This is a genomic window from uncultured Aquimarina sp., assembly GCF_947492965.1.
GTDB lineage: Bacteria > Bacteroidota > Bacteroidia > Flavobacteriales > Flavobacteriaceae > Aquimarina.
Genome location: NZ_CANLOZ010000008.1, coordinates 50,238 through 69,801 on the forward strand (window position 1 = coordinate 50,238; position 19,564 = coordinate 69,801).

Annotated in this window: 23 protein-coding genes; all 23 read right to left on the reverse strand. The window is 33.1% G+C overall.

The window, feature by feature from the left end; genetic code table 11:
• Window positions 1-11: 11 nt before the first annotated feature.
• Complete coding sequence (locus Q1B37_RS18955) at window positions 12-1,637, reverse strand: amidohydrolase (RefSeq protein WP_299901281.1); 1,626 nt, start codon at window positions 1,635-1,637, stop codon at window positions 12-14.
• Window positions 1,638-1,792: 155 nt separating this feature from the next.
• Window positions 1,793-2,275 (reverse strand): hypothetical protein, encoded by a 483-nt coding sequence (locus Q1B37_RS18960; RefSeq protein WP_299901283.1) that lies wholly within the window; start codon window positions 2,273-2,275, stop codon window positions 1,793-1,795.
• A gap of 133 nt (window positions 2,276-2,408) precedes the next feature.
• On the reverse strand, window positions 2,409-2,765 hold the full coding sequence (locus tag Q1B37_RS18965; protein ID WP_299901286.1) for a hypothetical protein: 357 nt from the start codon (window positions 2,763-2,765) through the stop codon (window positions 2,409-2,411).
• The gene (locus tag Q1B37_RS18970; RefSeq protein WP_299901289.1) at window positions 2,758-5,181 is read right to left on the reverse strand and encodes a penicillin acylase family protein; all 2,424 of its coding nucleotides are present in this window, start codon (window positions 5,179-5,181) and stop codon (window positions 2,758-2,760) included. The genes Q1B37_RS18965 and Q1B37_RS18970 overlap by 8 nt, the downstream gene beginning before the upstream one ends.
• An 86-nt stretch (window positions 5,182-5,267) precedes the next feature.
• Window positions 5,268-6,179 carry an AraC family transcriptional regulator gene (locus Q1B37_RS18975; protein ID WP_299901292.1) on the reverse strand — a complete coding sequence of 304 codons (912 nt, stop codon included), beginning with the start codon at window positions 6,177-6,179 and terminating at the stop codon, window positions 5,268-5,270.
• A gap of 7 nt (window positions 6,180-6,186) precedes the next feature.
• Window positions 6,187-6,699 carry a hypothetical protein gene (locus Q1B37_RS18980; protein WP_299901294.1) on the reverse strand — a complete coding sequence of 171 codons (513 nt, stop codon included), beginning with the start codon at window positions 6,697-6,699 and terminating at the stop codon, window positions 6,187-6,189.
• Window positions 6,700-6,709: 10 nt separating this feature from the next.
• On the reverse strand, window positions 6,710-7,660 hold the full coding sequence (locus Q1B37_RS18985; protein ID WP_299901297.1) for an SDR family oxidoreductase: 951 nt from the start codon (window positions 7,658-7,660) through the stop codon (window positions 6,710-6,712).
• Between the two features lie 246 nt (window positions 7,661-7,906).
• Window positions 7,907-8,479, reverse strand: a complete 573-nt coding sequence (locus tag Q1B37_RS18990; RefSeq protein WP_299901300.1) for a hypothetical protein — start codon at window positions 8,477-8,479, stop codon at window positions 7,907-7,909.
• Window positions 8,480-8,596: 117 nt separating this feature from the next.
• On the reverse strand, window positions 8,597-9,235 hold the full coding sequence (locus tag Q1B37_RS18995) for an alpha/beta hydrolase (protein WP_299901302.1): 639 nt from the start codon (window positions 9,233-9,235) through the stop codon (window positions 8,597-8,599).
• Window positions 9,236-9,299: 64 nt separating this feature from the next.
• A complete protein-coding gene (locus Q1B37_RS19000) occupies window positions 9,300-9,743 on the reverse strand; it encodes an acetyltransferase (RefSeq protein WP_299901304.1) in 444 nt (147 codons plus the stop codon).
• A gap of 65 nt (window positions 9,744-9,808) precedes the next feature.
• The gene (locus Q1B37_RS19005; RefSeq protein WP_299901307.1) at window positions 9,809-10,399 is read right to left on the reverse strand and encodes a TlpA disulfide reductase family protein; all 591 of its coding nucleotides are present in this window, start codon (window positions 10,397-10,399) and stop codon (window positions 9,809-9,811) included.
• Window positions 10,400-10,479: 80 nt separating this feature from the next.
• The gene (locus Q1B37_RS19010; protein WP_299901310.1) at window positions 10,480-11,004 is read right to left on the reverse strand and encodes a hypothetical protein; all 525 of its coding nucleotides are present in this window, start codon (window positions 11,002-11,004) and stop codon (window positions 10,480-10,482) included.
• Between the two features lie 212 nt (window positions 11,005-11,216).
• Complete coding sequence (locus Q1B37_RS19015) at window positions 11,217-11,699, reverse strand: MepB family protein (protein ID WP_299901313.1); 483 nt, start codon at window positions 11,697-11,699, stop codon at window positions 11,217-11,219.
• A gap of 28 nt (window positions 11,700-11,727) precedes the next feature.
• Window positions 11,728-12,156: a hypothetical protein gene (locus tag Q1B37_RS19020; RefSeq protein ID WP_299901315.1), complete on the reverse strand. Its 429-nt coding sequence runs from the start codon at window positions 12,154-12,156 to the stop codon at window positions 11,728-11,730.
• 178 nt (window positions 12,157-12,334) lie between these two features.
• Window positions 12,335-12,880: an NAD(P)H-dependent oxidoreductase gene (locus Q1B37_RS19025; protein WP_299901317.1), complete on the reverse strand. Its 546-nt coding sequence runs from the start codon at window positions 12,878-12,880 to the stop codon at window positions 12,335-12,337.
• Between the two features lie 5 nt (window positions 12,881-12,885).
• Window positions 12,886-13,338, reverse strand: coding sequence for a DoxX family protein (locus tag Q1B37_RS19030; protein ID WP_299901319.1), 453 nt, complete (start codon window positions 13,336-13,338; stop codon window positions 12,886-12,888).
• Between the two features lie 22 nt (window positions 13,339-13,360).
• Window positions 13,361-14,005, reverse strand: coding sequence for a hypothetical protein (locus Q1B37_RS19035; RefSeq protein WP_299901320.1), 645 nt, complete (start codon window positions 14,003-14,005; stop codon window positions 13,361-13,363).
• Window positions 14,006-14,058: 53 nt separating this feature from the next.
• Complete coding sequence (locus Q1B37_RS19040; protein WP_299901323.1) at window positions 14,059-14,652, reverse strand: Crp/Fnr family transcriptional regulator; 594 nt, start codon at window positions 14,650-14,652, stop codon at window positions 14,059-14,061.
• A 131-nt stretch (window positions 14,653-14,783) separates the two neighbouring features.
• Window positions 14,784-15,437: a CPBP family intramembrane glutamic endopeptidase gene (locus Q1B37_RS19045; protein WP_299901325.1), complete on the reverse strand. Its 654-nt coding sequence runs from the start codon at window positions 15,435-15,437 to the stop codon at window positions 14,784-14,786.
• A 133-nt stretch (window positions 15,438-15,570) separates the two neighbouring features.
• Window positions 15,571-16,407, reverse strand: a complete 837-nt coding sequence (locus Q1B37_RS19050; RefSeq protein WP_299901327.1) for a LytTR family DNA-binding domain-containing protein — start codon at window positions 16,405-16,407, stop codon at window positions 15,571-15,573.
• Between the two features lie 52 nt (window positions 16,408-16,459).
• The gene (locus Q1B37_RS19055) at window positions 16,460-16,891 is read right to left on the reverse strand and encodes a hypothetical protein (protein ID WP_299901330.1); all 432 of its coding nucleotides are present in this window, start codon (window positions 16,889-16,891) and stop codon (window positions 16,460-16,462) included.
• Window positions 16,892-17,037: 146 nt separating this feature from the next.
• Window positions 17,038-17,616, reverse strand: a complete 579-nt coding sequence (locus tag Q1B37_RS19060; RefSeq protein WP_299901332.1) for a hypothetical protein — start codon at window positions 17,614-17,616, stop codon at window positions 17,038-17,040.
• A 330-nt stretch (window positions 17,617-17,946) separates the two neighbouring features.
• Window positions 17,947-19,503: a leucine-rich repeat domain-containing protein gene (locus Q1B37_RS19065; protein ID WP_299901334.1), complete on the reverse strand. Its 1,557-nt coding sequence runs from the start codon at window positions 19,501-19,503 to the stop codon at window positions 17,947-17,949.
• Window positions 19,504-19,564: the final 61 nt, after the last annotated feature.

Consider the following 19,564-nt stretch of genomic DNA (forward strand, 5'->3'; position numbering starts at 1 on the left):
TACGTGTTAACTTAATATACTTTTTCTCCACCTACATACGTAGCTTGCACTTTAATATTTGGTATCCGATCTTCCGGTACTTCCATGATATTCTCTTCAAGGATAACAAAGTCAGCAAATTTACCAGCGGTGATACTTCCTTTTTCATTTTCTTCAAAATTACTATAAGCAGCCCAGATAGTCATTCCTTTTAAAGTTTCTTCTCTGGTTAACGCATCTTGTTTCTGAAATCCTCCTTCTGGATATTGCTTCAAATCTTTACGAGCTACGGCTGCGTAAAATGTATAAAAAGGACTTACATTTTCCACAGGATAATCCGTTCCTAATGCTAATTTACCTGTTTTATCCAATAACTGCTTATAGGCATATGCTCCTTTGATTCGCTCTTCTCCTAATCGTTCGTCTGCCCAATACATATCACTCGTAGCATGCGTAGGTTGTACACTCATGACCAAGTTATCATTTAAAATTTCAAACTCTTCAGGTGCTACCACTTGGGCATGTTCTACACGCCATCTTCTATCCTTTTTATCCTTTAGCACGTCGTAATAAGTATTCATTACAACAGCATTTGCAGAATCACCGATCGCATGTGTATTCATCTGAAAAGGAGATGCTGCTAATCTTTTGGCAAGATTCTTAAATTCTTCATTTCCTATGACCATCGCTCCATGGTGATCATGTTTATCCGAATATGGTTTTTTAAGTACAGCTCCTCTTGATCCTAAAGCTCCATCTGCATATACCTTAAAAGATGATACATTAAGCTTTTCTGTTTTATATACTCCTTGTTTCAAATAATAATCCACATATTCAGGAACATTACTTACCATAGTATACATTCTGATTTTTAATTGTTCGGCTTTCTGTAAACTATCAATTACTGAAATCACTTGTGGACTTAATCCTGCATCATCAACCGTGGTTAATCCATAACTAAAGTTAATTGCTTGCGCATCTTTTAATGCTGTTACTTGCTCTGCTACGGTTGGTTTAGGAAAGATAGCTTCTACCAATTCCATAGGGTTATCGATTAACACTCCTGTTAACACTCCATCCTTCTTAATGATCTCCCCACCAGAAACTTCAGTATCTATCGTTATTTTTGCCAGATCTAATGCAGCTTGGTTTGCTAACATTGCGTGACCATCAACACGTGTTAATGCCACAGGTGTTTTTGGAAAAAGACTATCTAATTTTTCTTTAGTAGGAAATTCTTGTACCTCCCAGTCGTTCTGATCCCAACCTCTACCTGTTATAAAGGGTACATTTTTCTTTTCCTGAAATTTTATGATACGCTTTATTACATCTTCATAACTGGTGGTTCCTACCAAATCTACTTTTTGTTGCTGCATTCCTAATCCATAGAAATGACAGTGCGCATCGATTAATCCTGGTAGCACAGTTTTACCTTTTGCATCGATAGAATCTGTAACGGTATATGTTTTACTTAATGCTTCTAAAGTTCCAATGGCTTTAAATTTTCCATCTTTTACTATAAAGGCTTCTGCTTTAGGTTGTGCTTCATCGACTGTATAGACATTGGCATTAAAAACGAGTAAATCTGCTGCTTCTTTAGGTTCTTCACAAGAAATAAAAAGAACGACACAAAGTGTACTTAGAAGTAATTTTTTCATAATGTTGAGTTTGAAATGTGCGAAAGACCAAAAATAAATATAAAAATGATCTTGTAAAGGTTTTATCGTTTTCTTAACTTTTGTTAGAAGATAAATAAGTTAGTTGTTTTAATTTTTAATCAAACTATTTCTTTTCTTCCTCCTTTTAAAGCAATCTATTTTCTTCTTAATTTCCGTAGGTTCTCTTCTATTAATTTAACTTTCTTATTCCAGTATATTTGTGCTTTTTGAGAATCGTATTCGGGTTTATTTGGGGAACCAGTCTTTAATTCCTTTGGAATACGACTGAGAAAGCTCCAATTTTGATTTTGATCTTTAGCAATCTCACTTTGTTCATCTGGATCTTCTTGTCGTTGTGCCCAAAAGTGTTGATGTGCTAAATACTGTTTTTTAATTTCTTCAAAATAATTCACCAAAGCTTTAGAATCATTTGGAATGTAACCAGGTCCATTACAACCACAAGAATGAAATGTAATTCCTACTTCATACAATGTACACATATGTTTCCAAGCTTTTACATCTGTTTTCTTTGGAGATTTAAAATCTAGCCCCATATTAGCCATTAAGTTACCACATTCGGGACATCTTGCCAACGATGCGTTCTCATCTTTCTGGGTGCCTTTTCTAATATCCCTCAAAAGTCTTCTTTTAAATGTTTTTCTACAGTTAAAACATGCATAATGAGGTTTATAATTTGCCATCGAATATCGACACATGTTATATTCTTATCTTTTATTTTATAAAATACTTCTTACTATATACCTATAGTTTTTATTGTTGCTTTCTAAGGACAGCAATTTGTTTTCCAAAAATAGCAGCGATACCTGCTGCCAATCCTCCAATAATTCCAGTAAGTAGAATAAGTAAATAAGCATTCCCTCCCATTTGCAATAATTGAGAGATTTTTTTGGCTAATGTAAAATCATTAGCACTGCTAATCGTAAAACAATAGATAGACCAAAATACCAATATGGCTAAAAAAGGTATAAAAAACACCGCTGCCTTTTTTAACGGAATACTTATAGCTGTAATACCAGCTGCAATCATTATAGACCACCATGGCAGAAAAAGGGATAATACAAACGCTAATATAATGGTTATAATAAAGTTGATACTATTCTTAGTCATGATGAGTTGGCTTTAAAGTTTGTGTTCCTATAATGGCATCCGTAGCTTCGTTAGATTGTAAAAAGTTAAGACTGTAATAGTCTCCAGCTGCCCAATCATCGATAAAATTATCATAATACTGACTGCCAGGATTCCCAGATTGACCACCTGGATATATCCCTAACGCGGTTGGTGGAGAGGTCATCTCTACAATCATTCTCCAAGAAGGTCCATGATCTTCGGAAGTAGCATTAACGATATTACGATCACCACCGATTGGAATATCAAATCTTGAAAAGGCTGGTAAGCTTTGTAACAAATGTCCCGCATAAGTGCCTTTATAGTTTACCCAAGTGTAATCCCCATCTCTTTCTTTTAGTTCTTTTAAACGTTTGGCCGCTTCTTGAAAAGCTAATAGAAACAAATCTTTGGATGATTCTGTTTTATCTTTTGTTTCCACAATATCCATAAATTTATGATTTCCACAATTCTTTAATAAATAAATGGTCTGATAGGTGTATGGCGAAGTCAATGCCATATCCTCCACATCCAACTCATCCCAAAGCATATTGTATAATTTCCCATACCACTGTCTCCAAATACTCGGACCTACTTCGTCGATATCATTATTAAAATTCCAAGCTTTGATTTCTTCATAAATAGCTTTTTCATCCTCAGATAAAGATGAGGTTTCCATATGTTCTAACATATGTGGAACTAATTCGGCAGCTTTCAGATTATAATTATTGTTATGTAACTCTTTAAAATCCTGTACGCTAAACTTATCTTTAGAATTAAAAAAGTCATTAATCACTCGATTTCTGTAGGTTTCATATCCATCATTAAAAACATAATAAGGATAGTTTTCATCTACAGGATGTTGATTGGCAGAACTCACAAAACCACGTTCAGGGTTTTTGGTATGCGCATTGAATTGCTGTGGTATAAAGGATTGCCAGTCATTTTCTGGATTACTCCCATCCATCAAAAATTTTCCTTGTCCTTCCCATTTATTTGCAAACTTCCCTTGTATCCATAATGCAATATCGCCTTCTGTTGATGCAAATACAAAGTTCTGCGCTGGTGCATTCCAATATTGTAAAGCGCTGACATAATCATCATAATTTTTTGCCTTATTAAGCTCAATAAAGGTTTTTTGATTATTACTTCCGTCATGTGCAATCCAACGCATCGCATATCCAGAACGCTGATTTTCTGACTTAAAGTTTTTATCATATACCACAGGACCATGATGCGTATAAAGCACTGTGTCTTTATAACTTTCTTTTTCTCTTATTTTAATCTCTTCTACACGTGTAATAACATCTTTCCATTGGTTATCATATTTATATTTCGAACGGTCTTCATTAAAGGCTATTTTGTACCAATCAATAACATCTCTAGTGGCATTTGTTTCTCCCCAAGCGATATATTGATTAAATCCAGAGATAACACCCAATGCTCCTGGAATGGTGGCTCCAAAAGCATTATGATCTGGTGTACTTAATTGCATTACAAACCATATGGATGGCAACTTGAGACCTAAATGCGGATCATTGGCCAGTATTGGATTACCTGTTACCGATCTTGCTCCAGAAACTGCCCAATTATTACTTCCGTTATCTGGATGAGGTTTTTCTATAGTTTCTGTAATCGTATCCAATACAGCTTTGCTAGCAGGCAAAGGGGTTTGTGGTACATCTATAAAACTCCAGTCTGTCTCTTTAGGAATTACTGGATCCGTGATATCGAAAAAGTCTGGAAATAATAACTCAAAGTTCTCCTTTCCTACAAGTCGTAAAACATTGGTATATTCTAGATCATCATCATAACCTGCTAACATCTTAGTCATATACATTAAAAGCAATGCTGTTTTTTTAGGGGTCCATGCTTCAGGTTTGTAATCCAACAATTTATATTCTACCGGATATTGATCAAGATTAAGTTGATCTATATAAGCATTTACTCCATCAGAGTAATTCTGTATAAAGCCTAAGGTTACTGGATCATATTTTTCTAGATACTCCATCACTTGTTCTGCTCCATAAACCATTCCACGCCTTCGCTCTGATCTATCGTAGTCCAAAGCTCTTTCTCCAAAGAGTTCTGATATTCGTCCTGCGGCTGCGTGGGTTTGAAACTCTAATTGCCACAACCGATGTTTTGCAGTAATATAGCCTTGGGCTTTGTACAAATCTGCTTCGTTTTGAGCAAATACATGCGGAATCATCAATTCATCATAATGAACTGTTACTTCATCTTTTAATCCAGGAATAGAAATATCACCTATTATAGCTTCATTCGTTTCGTTTTGCCAAATTCCAGATACAGGATTTAAAAACTTGCCCAAAGGCGGAATGTTACCAAGTTGTGTATTTAAAACGTAAAAAATTCCAATGGTGAGACCAAAGGAAATGAGAAGTTTAAAGTATTTCATTAAGTGTATTGTTATGAGTACTTAAAAATACCAAATATTATTGTAACCTAATGAAATAGCTGGATCTCTTCAATATTTATTTGCTATTAATTCATTCTATATTTTTCTCTATAGGCTGACGGACTCATGCCTTCTTTCTTTTTAAATACTCTTGAAAAATATTGTGGATATTCAAATCCCAAATCATAGGCTACTTCAGAGATACTTTTATCTGGTTTCAATAAAATATTTTTCGCCTCATCAATAAGATATAATTGTAGGTGTTCTGTAGTGGTTTTACCCGTTTCTTTTTTTAAGGTATCACTAAGGTAACGTTGAGAAATGGACAACTTTTCTGCTATTTGCTCGATACTTGGAATTCCTTCTTCCTGTAATCGCCCGGATTCAAAATATACCGTCAACTGATCATTAAATTGTTCCAATAGATTATTCGACAGCTCCTTTCTATGTATAAATTGTCGCTCGTAGAAACGATTGGCATATTTTAAAAGGGTACTTAATTGCGAAATGATGATTTCTTTACTAAACTCATCCTGATTATTATGATATTCGGTTTCTATATTCTCGACTATGGATTCTATGAGTTTTTCTTCTTTTGGAGAAAGGTGTAATGCTTCATTTACAGAATACGAAAAGAAACCATATTTTTTTATTTGCTGAACTAGTTCTGTTCCTTTGATAAAATCTTCATGGAAATTTATCGAAAAACCTTTTTGTTCGAAAACTACACTACTATCCCATTGCAAAACTTGTCTGGGGGCTAAGCAGATTAATGCTCCATTGGTGAAATCGTATTTTGTTCGTCCGTAGTTTAAATCGCCTTTTACAATTTTCTTTAAGCTTATAGTATAACATTCGTTTGTAATGGGAGCAGAACTTTTTCTAGGGCATGGAAGAAAACTTTCTTCATTGGCAAATAATACGCTCAGCATCGGATGTTCTGGACGTGGAAGCTCCATATACTCTAAATACGCCGCAAGTGTTTTAAAATGTTGCATCCCAGTTTTAATTTTTTAATTCTTTTTCGGCTTGTAATAATTGTTGGTGATACGCTTCAATTCTGGCATTGGCGTTACTATCAATAAGCACCACCACAGCTAATAATGCGATGGTAACCATACTACCGACTCTCCAACCTGATTTATCTATAAAAATAATCAACAAAGCAGCAACAATACTCATTATTGGAATAACTTTGAAAACTATTAGTTGATACTCTTTCATGGTTTTCTCCGTTCTTGAAATTTCTGATTGTACAAAGGTAAAAGCGTCATTTTCATAGGCATCTGGAAAACTAGCAATCCTCGATTTATTGGAATATACGAGTCCAAATCCAATAATCAAAAGTAACGTACCAGCTATTAATGTTGGTATAATAAAAGCTTTTGAGAATTCGGTTTTTCCTAATTGCCAGAAACCAATGGTAGCACATAAAAATATCATTCCGAATAGAATAAAAAATACTGATGAAAAAACTTCAGCTTTTGCCCAATTCATTGCTGCTTTCAAAATTTCCATGTCCTTAAATTTAAAAATTCCACTTAAAATTAATTGCTTTTTCTGAGACTTCCCATAGCTTGTCAGCCACTACTTTATCTTTTGCGTGAGGTTCTAGTTTACATGCTCCAACGGGACCTGTCCAGTAACCTCTTCCAGTAGGACCATAAAAACCTCTTTGATCTAAATCAGGTTCTGTAGCACACATCAATTGCGGATAGGCTCCTCTTTCTGCAGATTGTACAAATGGAGAAAGCTTCATCAATTGCCAAACAAATCGTGTCATGAGACCTCCGCTTGTTTTTATGAGTGAAGTTCTAGAAGCTCCTGGATGACAAGCATATGATTTAACATCTGTTTTTCCAGCTTCTTTTAGTCGATCTTGTAATTCGTACACACACATAATCTGCGCCAATTTACTCTGACTATATACGCTATTAGGACTGTAATTCTTATCCCAATTCATATCATCAAATTGTATGGTTTTAATACCCATATTGTATCCCATACTACCTACAACAACAATACGACCTTTCGATTCTTCTATTCTCGGGTATAATAGGGCTTGTAGCAAAAAGTTCCCATAATGATTCACTCCCAATTGGCTTTCGAAACCATCAACGGTCAACTTTTGTTGTGGTACTTGAGCAATGGCAGCATTACAAAGTAAAGCATCAATACGCGGAATTGTATTTAATACTTCTGCTGCCGCTTCCCTTACAGAAGCTTGTTCTACCAAATCCATACGAATGTTTACTACATCAATATGATTTCCTAATGCTGCTTTTAATATTGAAATGGTATCTTCTGACTTTTTAGGATTTCGATTAAGCATCACTACTTTCGCTCCTTTTGACAACAATATTTTCGCTGCTTCAAAACCAGTACCACTTGTAGTGCCAGTGATGACATATGTTCGTCCGCTTACATCTTTAATCCTATTGGGAGTCCACCCTTTTTTACCAAACGCTTCTGTACTCATTTTTTTAATATTTTATTAAAAAGAATACTGCAAAGTTAAGTGTCACAGGATGTTACTTTCGTATACAAAATTTCGAATCTTGTATATTTTTTAGGCTTAGGAATAATTGAATTCTATAACAATATGAATAATATGTTACGTTTCCCATTATTTAAAGCAGATGAACAAATTCTTGTTATACAAAAAAAACCGAGATGTTTATGAACATCTCGGTTTTTATAAATATTTTGTATTACTAATGATTTACTATTGATTAAGGTAATTTACTACTTCTTCGTAGCTATTAATATCAATCCCTTTATCCCATAATTGCTGTACTTTCATCTCTCTTGTAGAAGCACTTCGTGCAGTCGCATCACTAGTCGGAATAATGAAATAACGAACTTTCGAAATACTAGCATTTAATGGACCCGTAGTGGAAAGAGCATAAATGGTAACCAAATCTGGTTCATAGGTATAGGTGATTACTTCTTCATTACCACTATCAAATGGAAATGCATACGTCATAGGATACCAAACATTATCACCAAAAAGTTGGAAATAAACTAAAACTAAAGCATCGTCAATAACTGCTTCTGTTAATGAGGTCTCTGTTATTTCTACAAAATTTGCTTCCTGACCTAAGTAAGATCCTGATGTCCATGAAGGAAAAGGATCTACTGTTACACCTGTTACATTTGCATTCCCATCTTGTCCAGGTTCTCCTTGTACTCCTTGTTCCCCGTTTAATCCGTCCATACCATCTTCTCCTTCACAAGAAACAAACAGTGATAAAGAGATTATAAACGAAAAATAAAATAGCTTTTTTAAAGTTTTCATAATTTAATATTTAAAAGTGTTTTCCTATTAATCTTTCTACTTTTAAAAAGGTTAACATAGAAAAGAATCTTTTTTTATAAATTATGATTTTAATACTCTTACAAGTGATTCCTTATTTCATTTATAATTTCCTTTTGCCCATTGAATCGTAGGGGTTATCCATTCTTGTAAAGGCTTGAATAAAAATCCATGCCCCATTCCTGTATTTAATTCTATTTCCTTAAAATTCTTGATCGTACAAGTGGAGTTTTCTTTTCGTTTACTTGCAGAAACACCAAAAGGATCCGACTTTTCGTAAATAGTTAAAATATTTCCACAATAATTAATTTCAGGAATTTGCTCGATATCACTATCCTGAAAACTTGCTACAAATACAAAATTTAGGTCTTGGTTATTGGCTAGAGTAGACACATATTGTGCAATATAACCACCTTTGGAAGTACCAACAACTGTTATTTTATCAGGTGCTACTCCATTTTGTAGTAAACTATCGATTTGATTCACGACTCCAATCGCGTACGTACGTGCATTTACATTTCCGTTTCTTTGTTCGCTCATCACCTTGAATCCGCTCCTTTTGAAGGTGTCTAAAATCTCTTTATACGCTACCTTTCCATATTGCGGATGAGATTCTTGTAATGTATGTTCTTCTAAAAAACGATTATGTAGAAAGAATATAATACGATCATCTTTTTGTGCTTTACAAGCATAAAACATAACACAAAATAGTATTCCTAAGAATCGATTTGTTTTCATAAATTTCTATGTATAACTGAGCAAGTATTAACAATATTGAAACTCAATAAATACATTTTTTTATCTACTTTTTTAATTCCATATGAAGTATCGGATATGGTTTTCCGGTAGCATCCAACTCTGAACGATTTATCACCTCAAATCCTTGATGTTTATAAAACCCAACTGCTTGCTCATTTTGTTCATTTACATCAACTTTAATTACTTCCATTTGATCAATGGAATATTCTAACAATGTTTTCCCTATCTTTTTACCGCGGTAATTAGGATCAATAAATAGCATTTCTAAATTCTGTTCTGCTACTCCTAGAAAACCAACTATTTTCTTATTCTCGTTTCGTACACATCTTAACGTTACCGCATCCAAATATGTATTTAAGATCAGTGGTTTAAAATATGCTATATCTTCTTCTTTCAAAAAGTGATGTGTCGCTCTTACTGATGATTCCCACACCTCTACTACTTCTTGATATTCGGATTTGTTAATAGTATCTATATTATATTTCATTTTGTTACCATTTGAATATGAATTGATCCTTAATTAAGATCGACATATTAATCATACGTTTTTAACTACAAATATTTTTTAATTTCAGTTTCAAAGCCTGGTTTGCTCGGTCTTAAATCTGCATTACTTAGGATCTTGCCTTCAGGAGATATGATCACATATTTAGGCAAACTTATTCCTACTACTTCCTCATCTTTCACGTTAAATTTTGAATAAATTAAATATGCGAAAGAATCTTTGTTAAATCTACCATACCAGTAATTATTTCCTTCCCAATTATTTTCTGTAACATACTCTTTCCAGTTGGAGAAATCACTATCAATGGATATAGAGATAAATGTTACATTTTCATTTTTATACTTCTTTGCAATCTCTTTAAACATCGGAGCTTCTTTTATACAAGGAGAACACCAAGTCGCCCAAAAATCAATTACTAATAATTTGCCTCTAAATGTATCTGTTCCAATAAAGGTACTATCTATTGTGGTGATTGTGGCACTACCAACCTGCTTACCTTCCGCGGCCATCGCTAGTTTTTGCTCTTCGGTTATAGTTGTTATTTCATTTTGCTCTGTTTCTGTCTTCCTTATATCTGTAGTATTGTTGCAGCTAAAAGATACTAATACAACAAGTAAACATGGTAGTGTAGTCTTCATATCTATGATTTTATTTAATATAGGTATCCCAGACGAGTAAAATGTTACCTTTATTTTTAATTTTTTAGCAACATTTTTGATTAGCTAGGAGGTGTTGGCAAACCTTTAAGCCAAGCGATCATATCGGCTGCAGCATTCTTCATTTGAGTCTCTAAATCACCTCCTGCTGGAACATTTACGTTGCTTTCAATCCAATCTCCTTTATCATCTTCATTATAATCTATTCGATTATAGACGCCTCCTTTTGTATCCTTGCGAACATGAAAATGAGTAACATCAGGGCCACTTTTCCGAACAGTTATATGAATCCCATTACCAGGATTATAATTGTAAGTATTTCCTTTGTTGGGTCCAGTTAACCCGCCACCTCTTAATTGACTAACACTTACTCGTCTCATTTGTACTGTTTGAAAAGCCATTTTTTGAAGAGCTTTCAATTGCTTTGCTTTTGGACTATTATTAGCGATCGTTTGCAATTTTCGTTGTGCCGAAGCCTCTGGTTTATTATCTACAAACTGCAATGTAGATTCTCCACTGCTCTGTTCCCTAGCGCTAGAAGCTGTCACCGATGTATGTTCTTGTGTTTTATCAGCGTAAGTATTCATAGTATGCCCTTTTAGAATTTGATCAATTACCTGTATAGTAGGTATATATCTCCCACCGAAAATATTCTTGCTCTATTTTATTCCCCAATGCAAGAATCATCAAACCTCCTTTAAAGTAACGCAAATTTCCCCAGATAAAAAAACTAGATGTGCTCTAATTGATCTCTATAAATGTTGGATTGTCCTTGAGCTATTATGCGCAACCTTTAGATTTATTGTAAATGGTATAATTCGATTACTTTTTGCACATCGGTTTTATTGGTAATCTCATAGAAATAATGTAATTGCCATTGCTGAGTTTTGATGGCTTGCTTGCTCTGTGGTTGATCCCAAATTGGATATACTCTAAAACCTCTTTTTCCGTCTTTTGATTCAGTAGTTACTATCGCCCTGTTCACCAACTCTTTTTTTGGAAAAACAAACTGTCCTAATCTGTGTTTGTTGGTAACTTGTACGATAAAGAAATCAAAATGATCACTAGCTTCATAAGGTGCTGTGATCCCTTCTTTATTTCGTTTCCAAAAGGTTACAAACTGACCCACTTTTTTAGGAGTGATCTTCGCGCTTCTACTAATCACTCGCTTTTCATTTAGCAAAAAATTACAAGCATCATATTCCTTTCCTTCGGATTCAACAATGAGATCAGAAATTTCTAAATCACAATGCTCATAAACCATATTTTGTAAAGCAAGCAAATTTTTATTGAGTTTCGTGTTTCGTGAATTAACTCCCAAATCTGGTCATGGTTATAAAAATTAGTAGCAAAGTCAAGATACCAATGATCGTAGTAAAAAGACCTACTCTTTTAGATTTGGTCCAACCAGATAAGGCAATCATAGTGGTAAGAGAAAAAAGTCCGATAATAAAAGTGATCATCCCCACTACTCTAGCAACTTGAAAATCGTTTAATGACACATCCTTAATATAGCCTCCTGGTGTGGTTGTCATTACAATATTGACCATAGCAAACACACTCACTAAAAAACATCCAGCTGCCAGTGTTGCAGATTTTAAAATACGATTAGTGAGTTTATCATTTTTATCAGCAACTAATAGGTTTGCTACCACAGTAATCGAAAAACCACTTAACAACGAAGTAATTAAAAGCGTTTGTTTTCCTAATTCATTCCAATATTCTAATGTCATTTCCATCTAATAAAGTTAATTCTAATGATTGTATCTGTACCTGAACACTCACTTTTATTTTGTGATCATCTTGAAAGTTCTTTTAAAGAAACATAAATTCCTATACATAAAAAAACCAGTATGGATATCTACTGGTTTTAAATTAGGAGGGTTGTATGTATCTGCACTTCCAAAGACACTATCCTCATCTTATGGAAGGGCTTAATTGTTGTTCAAAAAGTTGGATTTTCTCCCTCAATTCTTCTTTTAATTCGTGATCAGCGATTTCATTTTCTAAAAAATTATCATAGAAACTAGGCAATGAAAAATCTGCAGCAATATGAGCACCCAGATATGGGAAATACATCTTTGCAGATTGCAAAACGGTTATACCTCCTCGATCACCAGGCGAAGTAGCCATTAACAACATGGGCTTTTCTCTCCATATCTTCATATGTACTCGAGACAACCAATCGAGCACATTTTTAAATACTGCTGCATAGGCTCCATTATGTTCTGCAAGAGAAATAATAAAACCATCTGCCTGATTGATCAGTTCATCGAGTCTCTTAACCGCTGTAGGTATTCCATTTTCCGCTTCGTAATCTACACCATATATGGGTAGGACATAATCGTTTAAATCAATAGAAATAATTTCTACTTCTTCTAAGAAGCTGGTGGTATAGGACAGTAAACTCTTGTTGATAGATTTTTGACTATTGGTTCCTGCAATTGTGATTATTTTTTTCATGATTCCTATTTTTTAGAGATTAGATGATCTACGGACCATTTTCCACTACCGTTTATGACAATACTTAGAGCCAGACCAATGATTAGAAGCGAATATTCATACCCTTCTCCGGCTTGATTGCCAAACCAATTCATAAAAAACCCATGTTCCAGTTGTGTTGTGACAATAATTCCTGTAAACATTCCTGCTAGTGCTAATGCCCAAAACCTACTGCAGATTCCCAACAGTAATGAGATAGATCCGAAAAATTCAATTATGATTACAGCACCAGCCACAATACTGGGCAACCCCATTTGGGTAGTTAAGGATTCCATAGTCGCTGAATATCCATACCCTCCAAAGAGTCCTAATAATTTTTGTGCTCCATGCGGAAATATAACTACCCCTAATGTGAGTCGTGCGATACTAAATCCAATATTGGGATCTGTTGTTAAAAGTTTGTTTACTAAATTTTTCATACTGTTTAAGATTTAAAAATGTTTATAAAGTTTTTCGATAATACACGCCAAAAGATGTTACTTCTATGGGTTTTGGTCCATACTGATCAAAGTCGAAACCGATACCAAACTGATGTCCTTTCCATGATACTCCAGCTCGTAATTGCTGATAACTTCTGGAGTGTGTTTTAAATTTGTCCCAGATCGTTACAAACTGTCCGTTTAACCAAAAAGAGAGGTTATTATTTATTGGTGTATTGTATTGGAACTGTAGAAATGCTTCGGTATAGCTAGCATCTTTTTCCTCGGAATAGGCTATGGTAGGAATCGCTACGAATAAAAACCGCGAATTCTTGAACGTAATATATGCCGATAAACGTTCTGAAAACCCAGCAAAGCTGTTGTAATATATCGATGGACCAATACCTACATTCTTATGGATATTCCAAAATAGTGTGGGCTGTACACCGATCTCATCAAAATCCTGGTTTTCTTCGTTATGAAACTTCTGGAAAAAGGCAAGTGTATTAATGCTTAGCGTTTTGCTGTCATTAATCGTATAACTGGAGTATATGGTAAAGTCTGTTTTATCTAATCCAGAAAACAGTTCGATTTGTGCGAATTGTGCTTGCAAATCATTTGAAAACCAAACTATTAGAAACGAAGTAATGATGTTTATTTTTTTCATGCTTCAAAATTCCGACAGGAATGCATGAAAAAAAATGAACTAGTTTAAGACTTTTACATTCGATTTACTTTCGAAATAATTTTACTCATAAATTCTGGAGTAATGCCAATATACGCTGCCAAGTCTTTTTGGGTAATTCTATTAATGATTTGTGGATATTTCTTTTTGAACTCAATATATCGTTCTTCGGCAGTTAAGGAGATACCATGATTAGAACGTCTTATATAACTTACTAGCGATCTTTGGTATAGGATACGATAAAACTTCTCGAACTTTGGAATTTCCTGAAATAACAATTCATAATTAGCTTTAGAAATCCCTAATAATTCCGAATGCTCGGTAGCCTTAATAAAATAACGCGTCGGTTCTTTAGTCATAAAACTAGCCATATCACCTGTCCAAAAATCCTCTATGGCAAACATTGATATGTGAGGCACTCCATCTTCATCTAATGTATACACCTTTAAGCATCCTTTTGTGATGAAATACTCATAGGTCGTAATATCACCAGCCTGCATCAAAAACTCTTTCTTTTTTACTTCTATTTCGGTAAGTAAAGAGAGGTATTTTTGCTTTTCTAGCTCAGTTAAATCAATAAACCTGGCTATATTATTAAGTATCAGTGTATGTGATTCTTTATATATCAAAGTGTGCTAAGTTTGAATGACTTCAATGTAAAGAATTAATTAGTATATAACAAAGTTAAAAAAGCACCCATAACGCACTCACTATGCACAAGGATCATAAAAAAGTTATAGGTGCTAATCCTTTGTATTTTTTAGAATAAACCGAAGTAAACACAAATTAAGGCTATGGTATCAAAAAAACCATGTACTGCAACAAGGAACCACAAATCGTATTTACGTAAGTAGAATATCGTTGCTAAAATTGCTCCAACAATCCCTGTAACAAGCTGCCCTGTGATACCTTGATAGCTATGCATGAATCCGAAAAAACAAGCCAGAAGCAATATATTAAGTAGTATACTCATTTTACTTTCGCCAAAGAATTTCACCAACTGTCGCATAAAATAACCTCGAAAGATAATTTCTTCTCCAAATCCTGCTGATGCCCATACGATCAATAAAGCCACTAAACAAGCTGGAAGATTTCCTTTTAATTCATTAAAACTCGAATAGTCTATCGGAGCTCCTGTGAGTTTTGTAATTCCGGGAACTAATAAAAACACATAAAAAACAAAAAGACCTAGTGCTACCAATGGAGCAAGTACGAATATACTTTTGGTTGTAAATTTTTCTCGTTGAAACCCAAGTGCCAAATATGGTTTTCCTTGGTACTCTATATAATTAGCAATAATGATTAATATCGAAATAACGATGTTTTCTACATAACTAAGGGTAATCGGTCCGAACCATAAAAAGAAGATAATTGCAGTAGTAACTAATGGAATTACTATTTGTCGTAAGCTCATTTTGTTCATTGTTTTTGATTTTAAATTCTAAACGAAATAATGAACAAAATCTCTGAAAACCCCTTTAAATACTTATGTTTTTACTGAATGGTCGTAAATTACAGCTGAATAGTCGATAATTTCTAGCCATCATTTATAGAAACCAATCCATGAATGCTTTTCGTTTGTAACGACTGATAGTGATTTCGGCGATTGCATCGTTTTTAATAAAGGGTTTTAATAAAATACGCAACTTGCCGTTTTCAATCTTTTCAACTTGATCTATGGTATCTTTATGAACGATCATTTGCCTATTGGCTCTAAAAAATAACTGATCATTTATTTTTTCTTCGAGCTCGTTTAAGGTAAAATCTGTATTCATGGTTGTCCCATCATTCTTAATGGTATATACAATTTTGTTTTCGCTGTAAAAACAAGCTATGTTTTCATAACTCAGCTTTGTCATTTTTATACCGTTATCAATCGTAATTTCAGCATCTTTTAAAGATAACTTATATAACTCGTAGATATCCTGAGCGTACCATAAACCTATCAAAATAAAACATATTAGTAAGGTAATTAGTAAGCCAATTACGATATAATAGAATTGTATATCTCCATCTGCAAGAGCTTCTACAATGATATTTACAGGAATATAAATTATTGTAATATATCCCAAAGTTGAGGCCATAAACCTTCCTATTTTGGCGATCTCTACCTTTATGGAAAAATACTTTTTCTTGTAAAACTTAAAATTGAAATGTGCTATTATGGCTACCAGCGTAGAAAAAATAATAGTGAACAGAAAACCTTCAATAGGAAATCTATATGCCGTATCATCCTGAAAATTATCGCTTGCTGCTATATGATTTACGACTAATGAAAAGAGGATTAACACCATGGCTTTCTGTAACCAACGCCATGCTGAACTGCTCAGAAATTTTTGCCATACTGTTCCTTTTTTATGTTTGTTTACTTGTTTAATAGACACGTATGAAAACCTTTTTGTACAGGCTTAAAAGTAAGGAATAATATCAATTGCGTCATTTCTTTATTTTTTCTTTTACGAAATTTAGAATATTTTGAAACTCTACTACACCAACTTCGGATTCCCCTATTACATAAGTCTCTTCACAATTCTCTTTTTTAATTAGTACGAGATTAGATTTAATGATTTTAAATTTTAAAAAATCTTCCCAATTTGTCCAATTACATAGATAATCATTGGAATATCTTAAGCAATTATCATTAAGTTCAAATGTTCCCATTTTGGTGAGTTCATTCTCTTCCAGTAGCTTTTTTAAATTTCTGGTGTAATCGTTTTTTAATCCGACATACCTTTCATTCTTATAATAAAGATCAAACACTGCATAAATTCCAACAATAAAGAACAATGTACTTAATTCACTTCCTGCTATTAGGATACTAAATCCAATTATAAAAAACACGCAAGCAATAATTGCTGATTCTTTCATTTTCTTATATTCTTCATGAAAAATATAAGGAAAAGTTAATCTTGTTTGTTCAATGTAAAGATGTTTATCAAATGGAATTTTATTTTTCAAAATTAATTCTTATTGATTACTTAAAATTTTACATATGTATCTAATAAGACACAATCTTATTTTTTATATTTCTGATTAAAAGTTGATTCAATCCAATCATGTGTATTAATATCTTTCATACTATTTTCATTTTCCTGTAATTCTGCTCTAATTCCCTTCATTTTCTTACTTAGATCTTCAATTTTCACTAAAACTCCATGATTAAATTCAAACTCCAATACTTTTTCATATTTCCACGCTGGATGAAATCCCATATGAACATATAAGTTCCTAATAAAATCTTTACCGATTAATAAAGATCCAGAATATTCAATTAAATAATTTAGGCCTTCATATTCTGTATTAAAAAAAAACGATTTAGGTCTTCGAACTTTTGTATTTGGGGTAACCCCATTAATACTAGGTAAAGGAGACTTTTTAGAATTCTCTTTTTTTAAATTTATATCTACACCTTGAATTAGTAATTGATCCTTATCAATAATAAAAGTTCGTTGAAATCCTCTCCAGCAAGCAGTTGTTTTTCCAACTGGATTAAGTCCAAATGATTCTACAAAAAATGGTATTTCCTCTGTATATCCTGTTAGATCATATATCTCTCCTTGATATATGATATGATCAGAAATCTGTGCAGTCATTTTAAGGTCGGTTATTAACTATTTTTTTTATATAAGTGTCTTGAATGAACGAAATGTTACCTTGCTTTTTACTTTTCTAGTTTAGTTAAATCAAAAAACCTTGCTATTTATTAAGTATAAGCACATGTAACCCTTTATACATCGGAATATGTCAAATTTCAATAATTCAATGTATTGAATTAATTGGTATATAACAAAGTTTAGTAAAGCACCTATAACTTAACTTACTATGCATAAAATAATTTTAGGTGCTATTCCTTTCCATTTTTAGAATACACCTAAGCACATACAAAACAATGCTATGGCATCAAAAAAAGCTAAAACCTTTATTTATCGATGTCTACGTCTATTATGCTCATAAAATATAATATATAAGTCAGGATATAAAGCGTTGATTTTATCTTGCGTATCATAATCCTCTTTATCTGCAATATTATTATTGTATACATACAGCCTTACATTTTGCAAGCCTTTTAGGGAATCTGCAGGAACCTTACTTAAATTATTATTACATAATTCGATCATATTAAGATTACTTAAAGATGATAAATCTGGTAACGTTTTTAAGTTATTCCCGGTTAGAAATAACTTTGATAAACTTTTTATATCCAAAACCCAATCTGGTAATTCGGTTAGCCCTAATTCTGATAAATTAATTTCTACTAGATTTAACCTTCGAATCTCCTCGTAGTTTTCTAGAAGTGTACGTGGACTAGCACCCACGTTAAAGAGTTTTTGTAAATTTCTAAAGGTCTTTGGTAAAGTTATATTGTCTGGAAAGCTTATGTATCGTAAATTTGATAATAATCCTATCGCATTTGGTAGTTCTTTAATTTTCGTCTGATGTAAGCTTAACCTCTTAAGACGTTTCAATTCTGCAATAGTATCTGATAAAAAAGTGATCTCATTACTAGAACAATATAAATAGCGTAACTTTTTAAGCCTGTAGACAGATTGCGGTATTTTTTTTATGTTGTTATTTGTAAAATCAAGTGTTTCTAAATTAGATAGTTCTTCGATCCATTCTGGTATGTTTTCAATCTGATTATCTGAAATATTTAATTCTCTTAAATTTTTATAAGCTCTAATTTCCTCAGGAATGCTCTTTAGATTTTTATTCGATAATCGTAGTAATGTAACTTCCAAAGGATTTATATCTTCATCAACTTCTGTTATCTCTTTTTCTTTTGCTGGTAATTTTGATAGAGGTAAATCTATAAGAGCGAGAGGTATATTTTTTATTTTGGTTCCATGTATATCTAGTTTTTCCAATTTTTTCAGTTTTTTTAAAGATTTTGGCAAACTAGAGATACTCGTATGTGATATATTGAGTACACGTAAATTCTTTAGATCGCCTATACTCTCTGGTAATTTATCAATCCCACTCTCAAAAACGTTCAATATTTTTAGGCTTTTAATTTCGCCTAAAAAATCTGGTAACTGCTTTATAGTGTTATCGCTTAGACTTAGTACTTCGAGTTTTTTTAACCTACTAATAGCAACAGGTATTGTGGAAAAACTATTATAATCCAGGTATAAGCGTTTTAAGTTTTTTAATTCGGAGATAAACTCTGGAATTTCCGATAATCCTCCTCTAATTACCAACTCTTCCAAGTTTTTTAATTCTGTTATTGATTTCGGGATTCCATTAGCTACTCGCTTCGAGTTTAAATAAAGTCTTAATACATCTTTTTTATTAGCCAATGCCTCTTCCATGGAAGTGTATTGTTTTACATCTGTAAAAGGAGAATTGTACTCTCCTACCATTGGTCTTATTGATTTTATTTTTAAACTATCGATGCTAATCAACTGATCTTCTTCTGACACCTGCGCAGTACATGAAAAAAGAAATCCAATGGTGGCAATTAATGAGGCATATATTTTCACTTGTTTATATTTTTCTACTTTGTTACTGATTTGTTCATTTTAAAGATTCATAACACTCTTT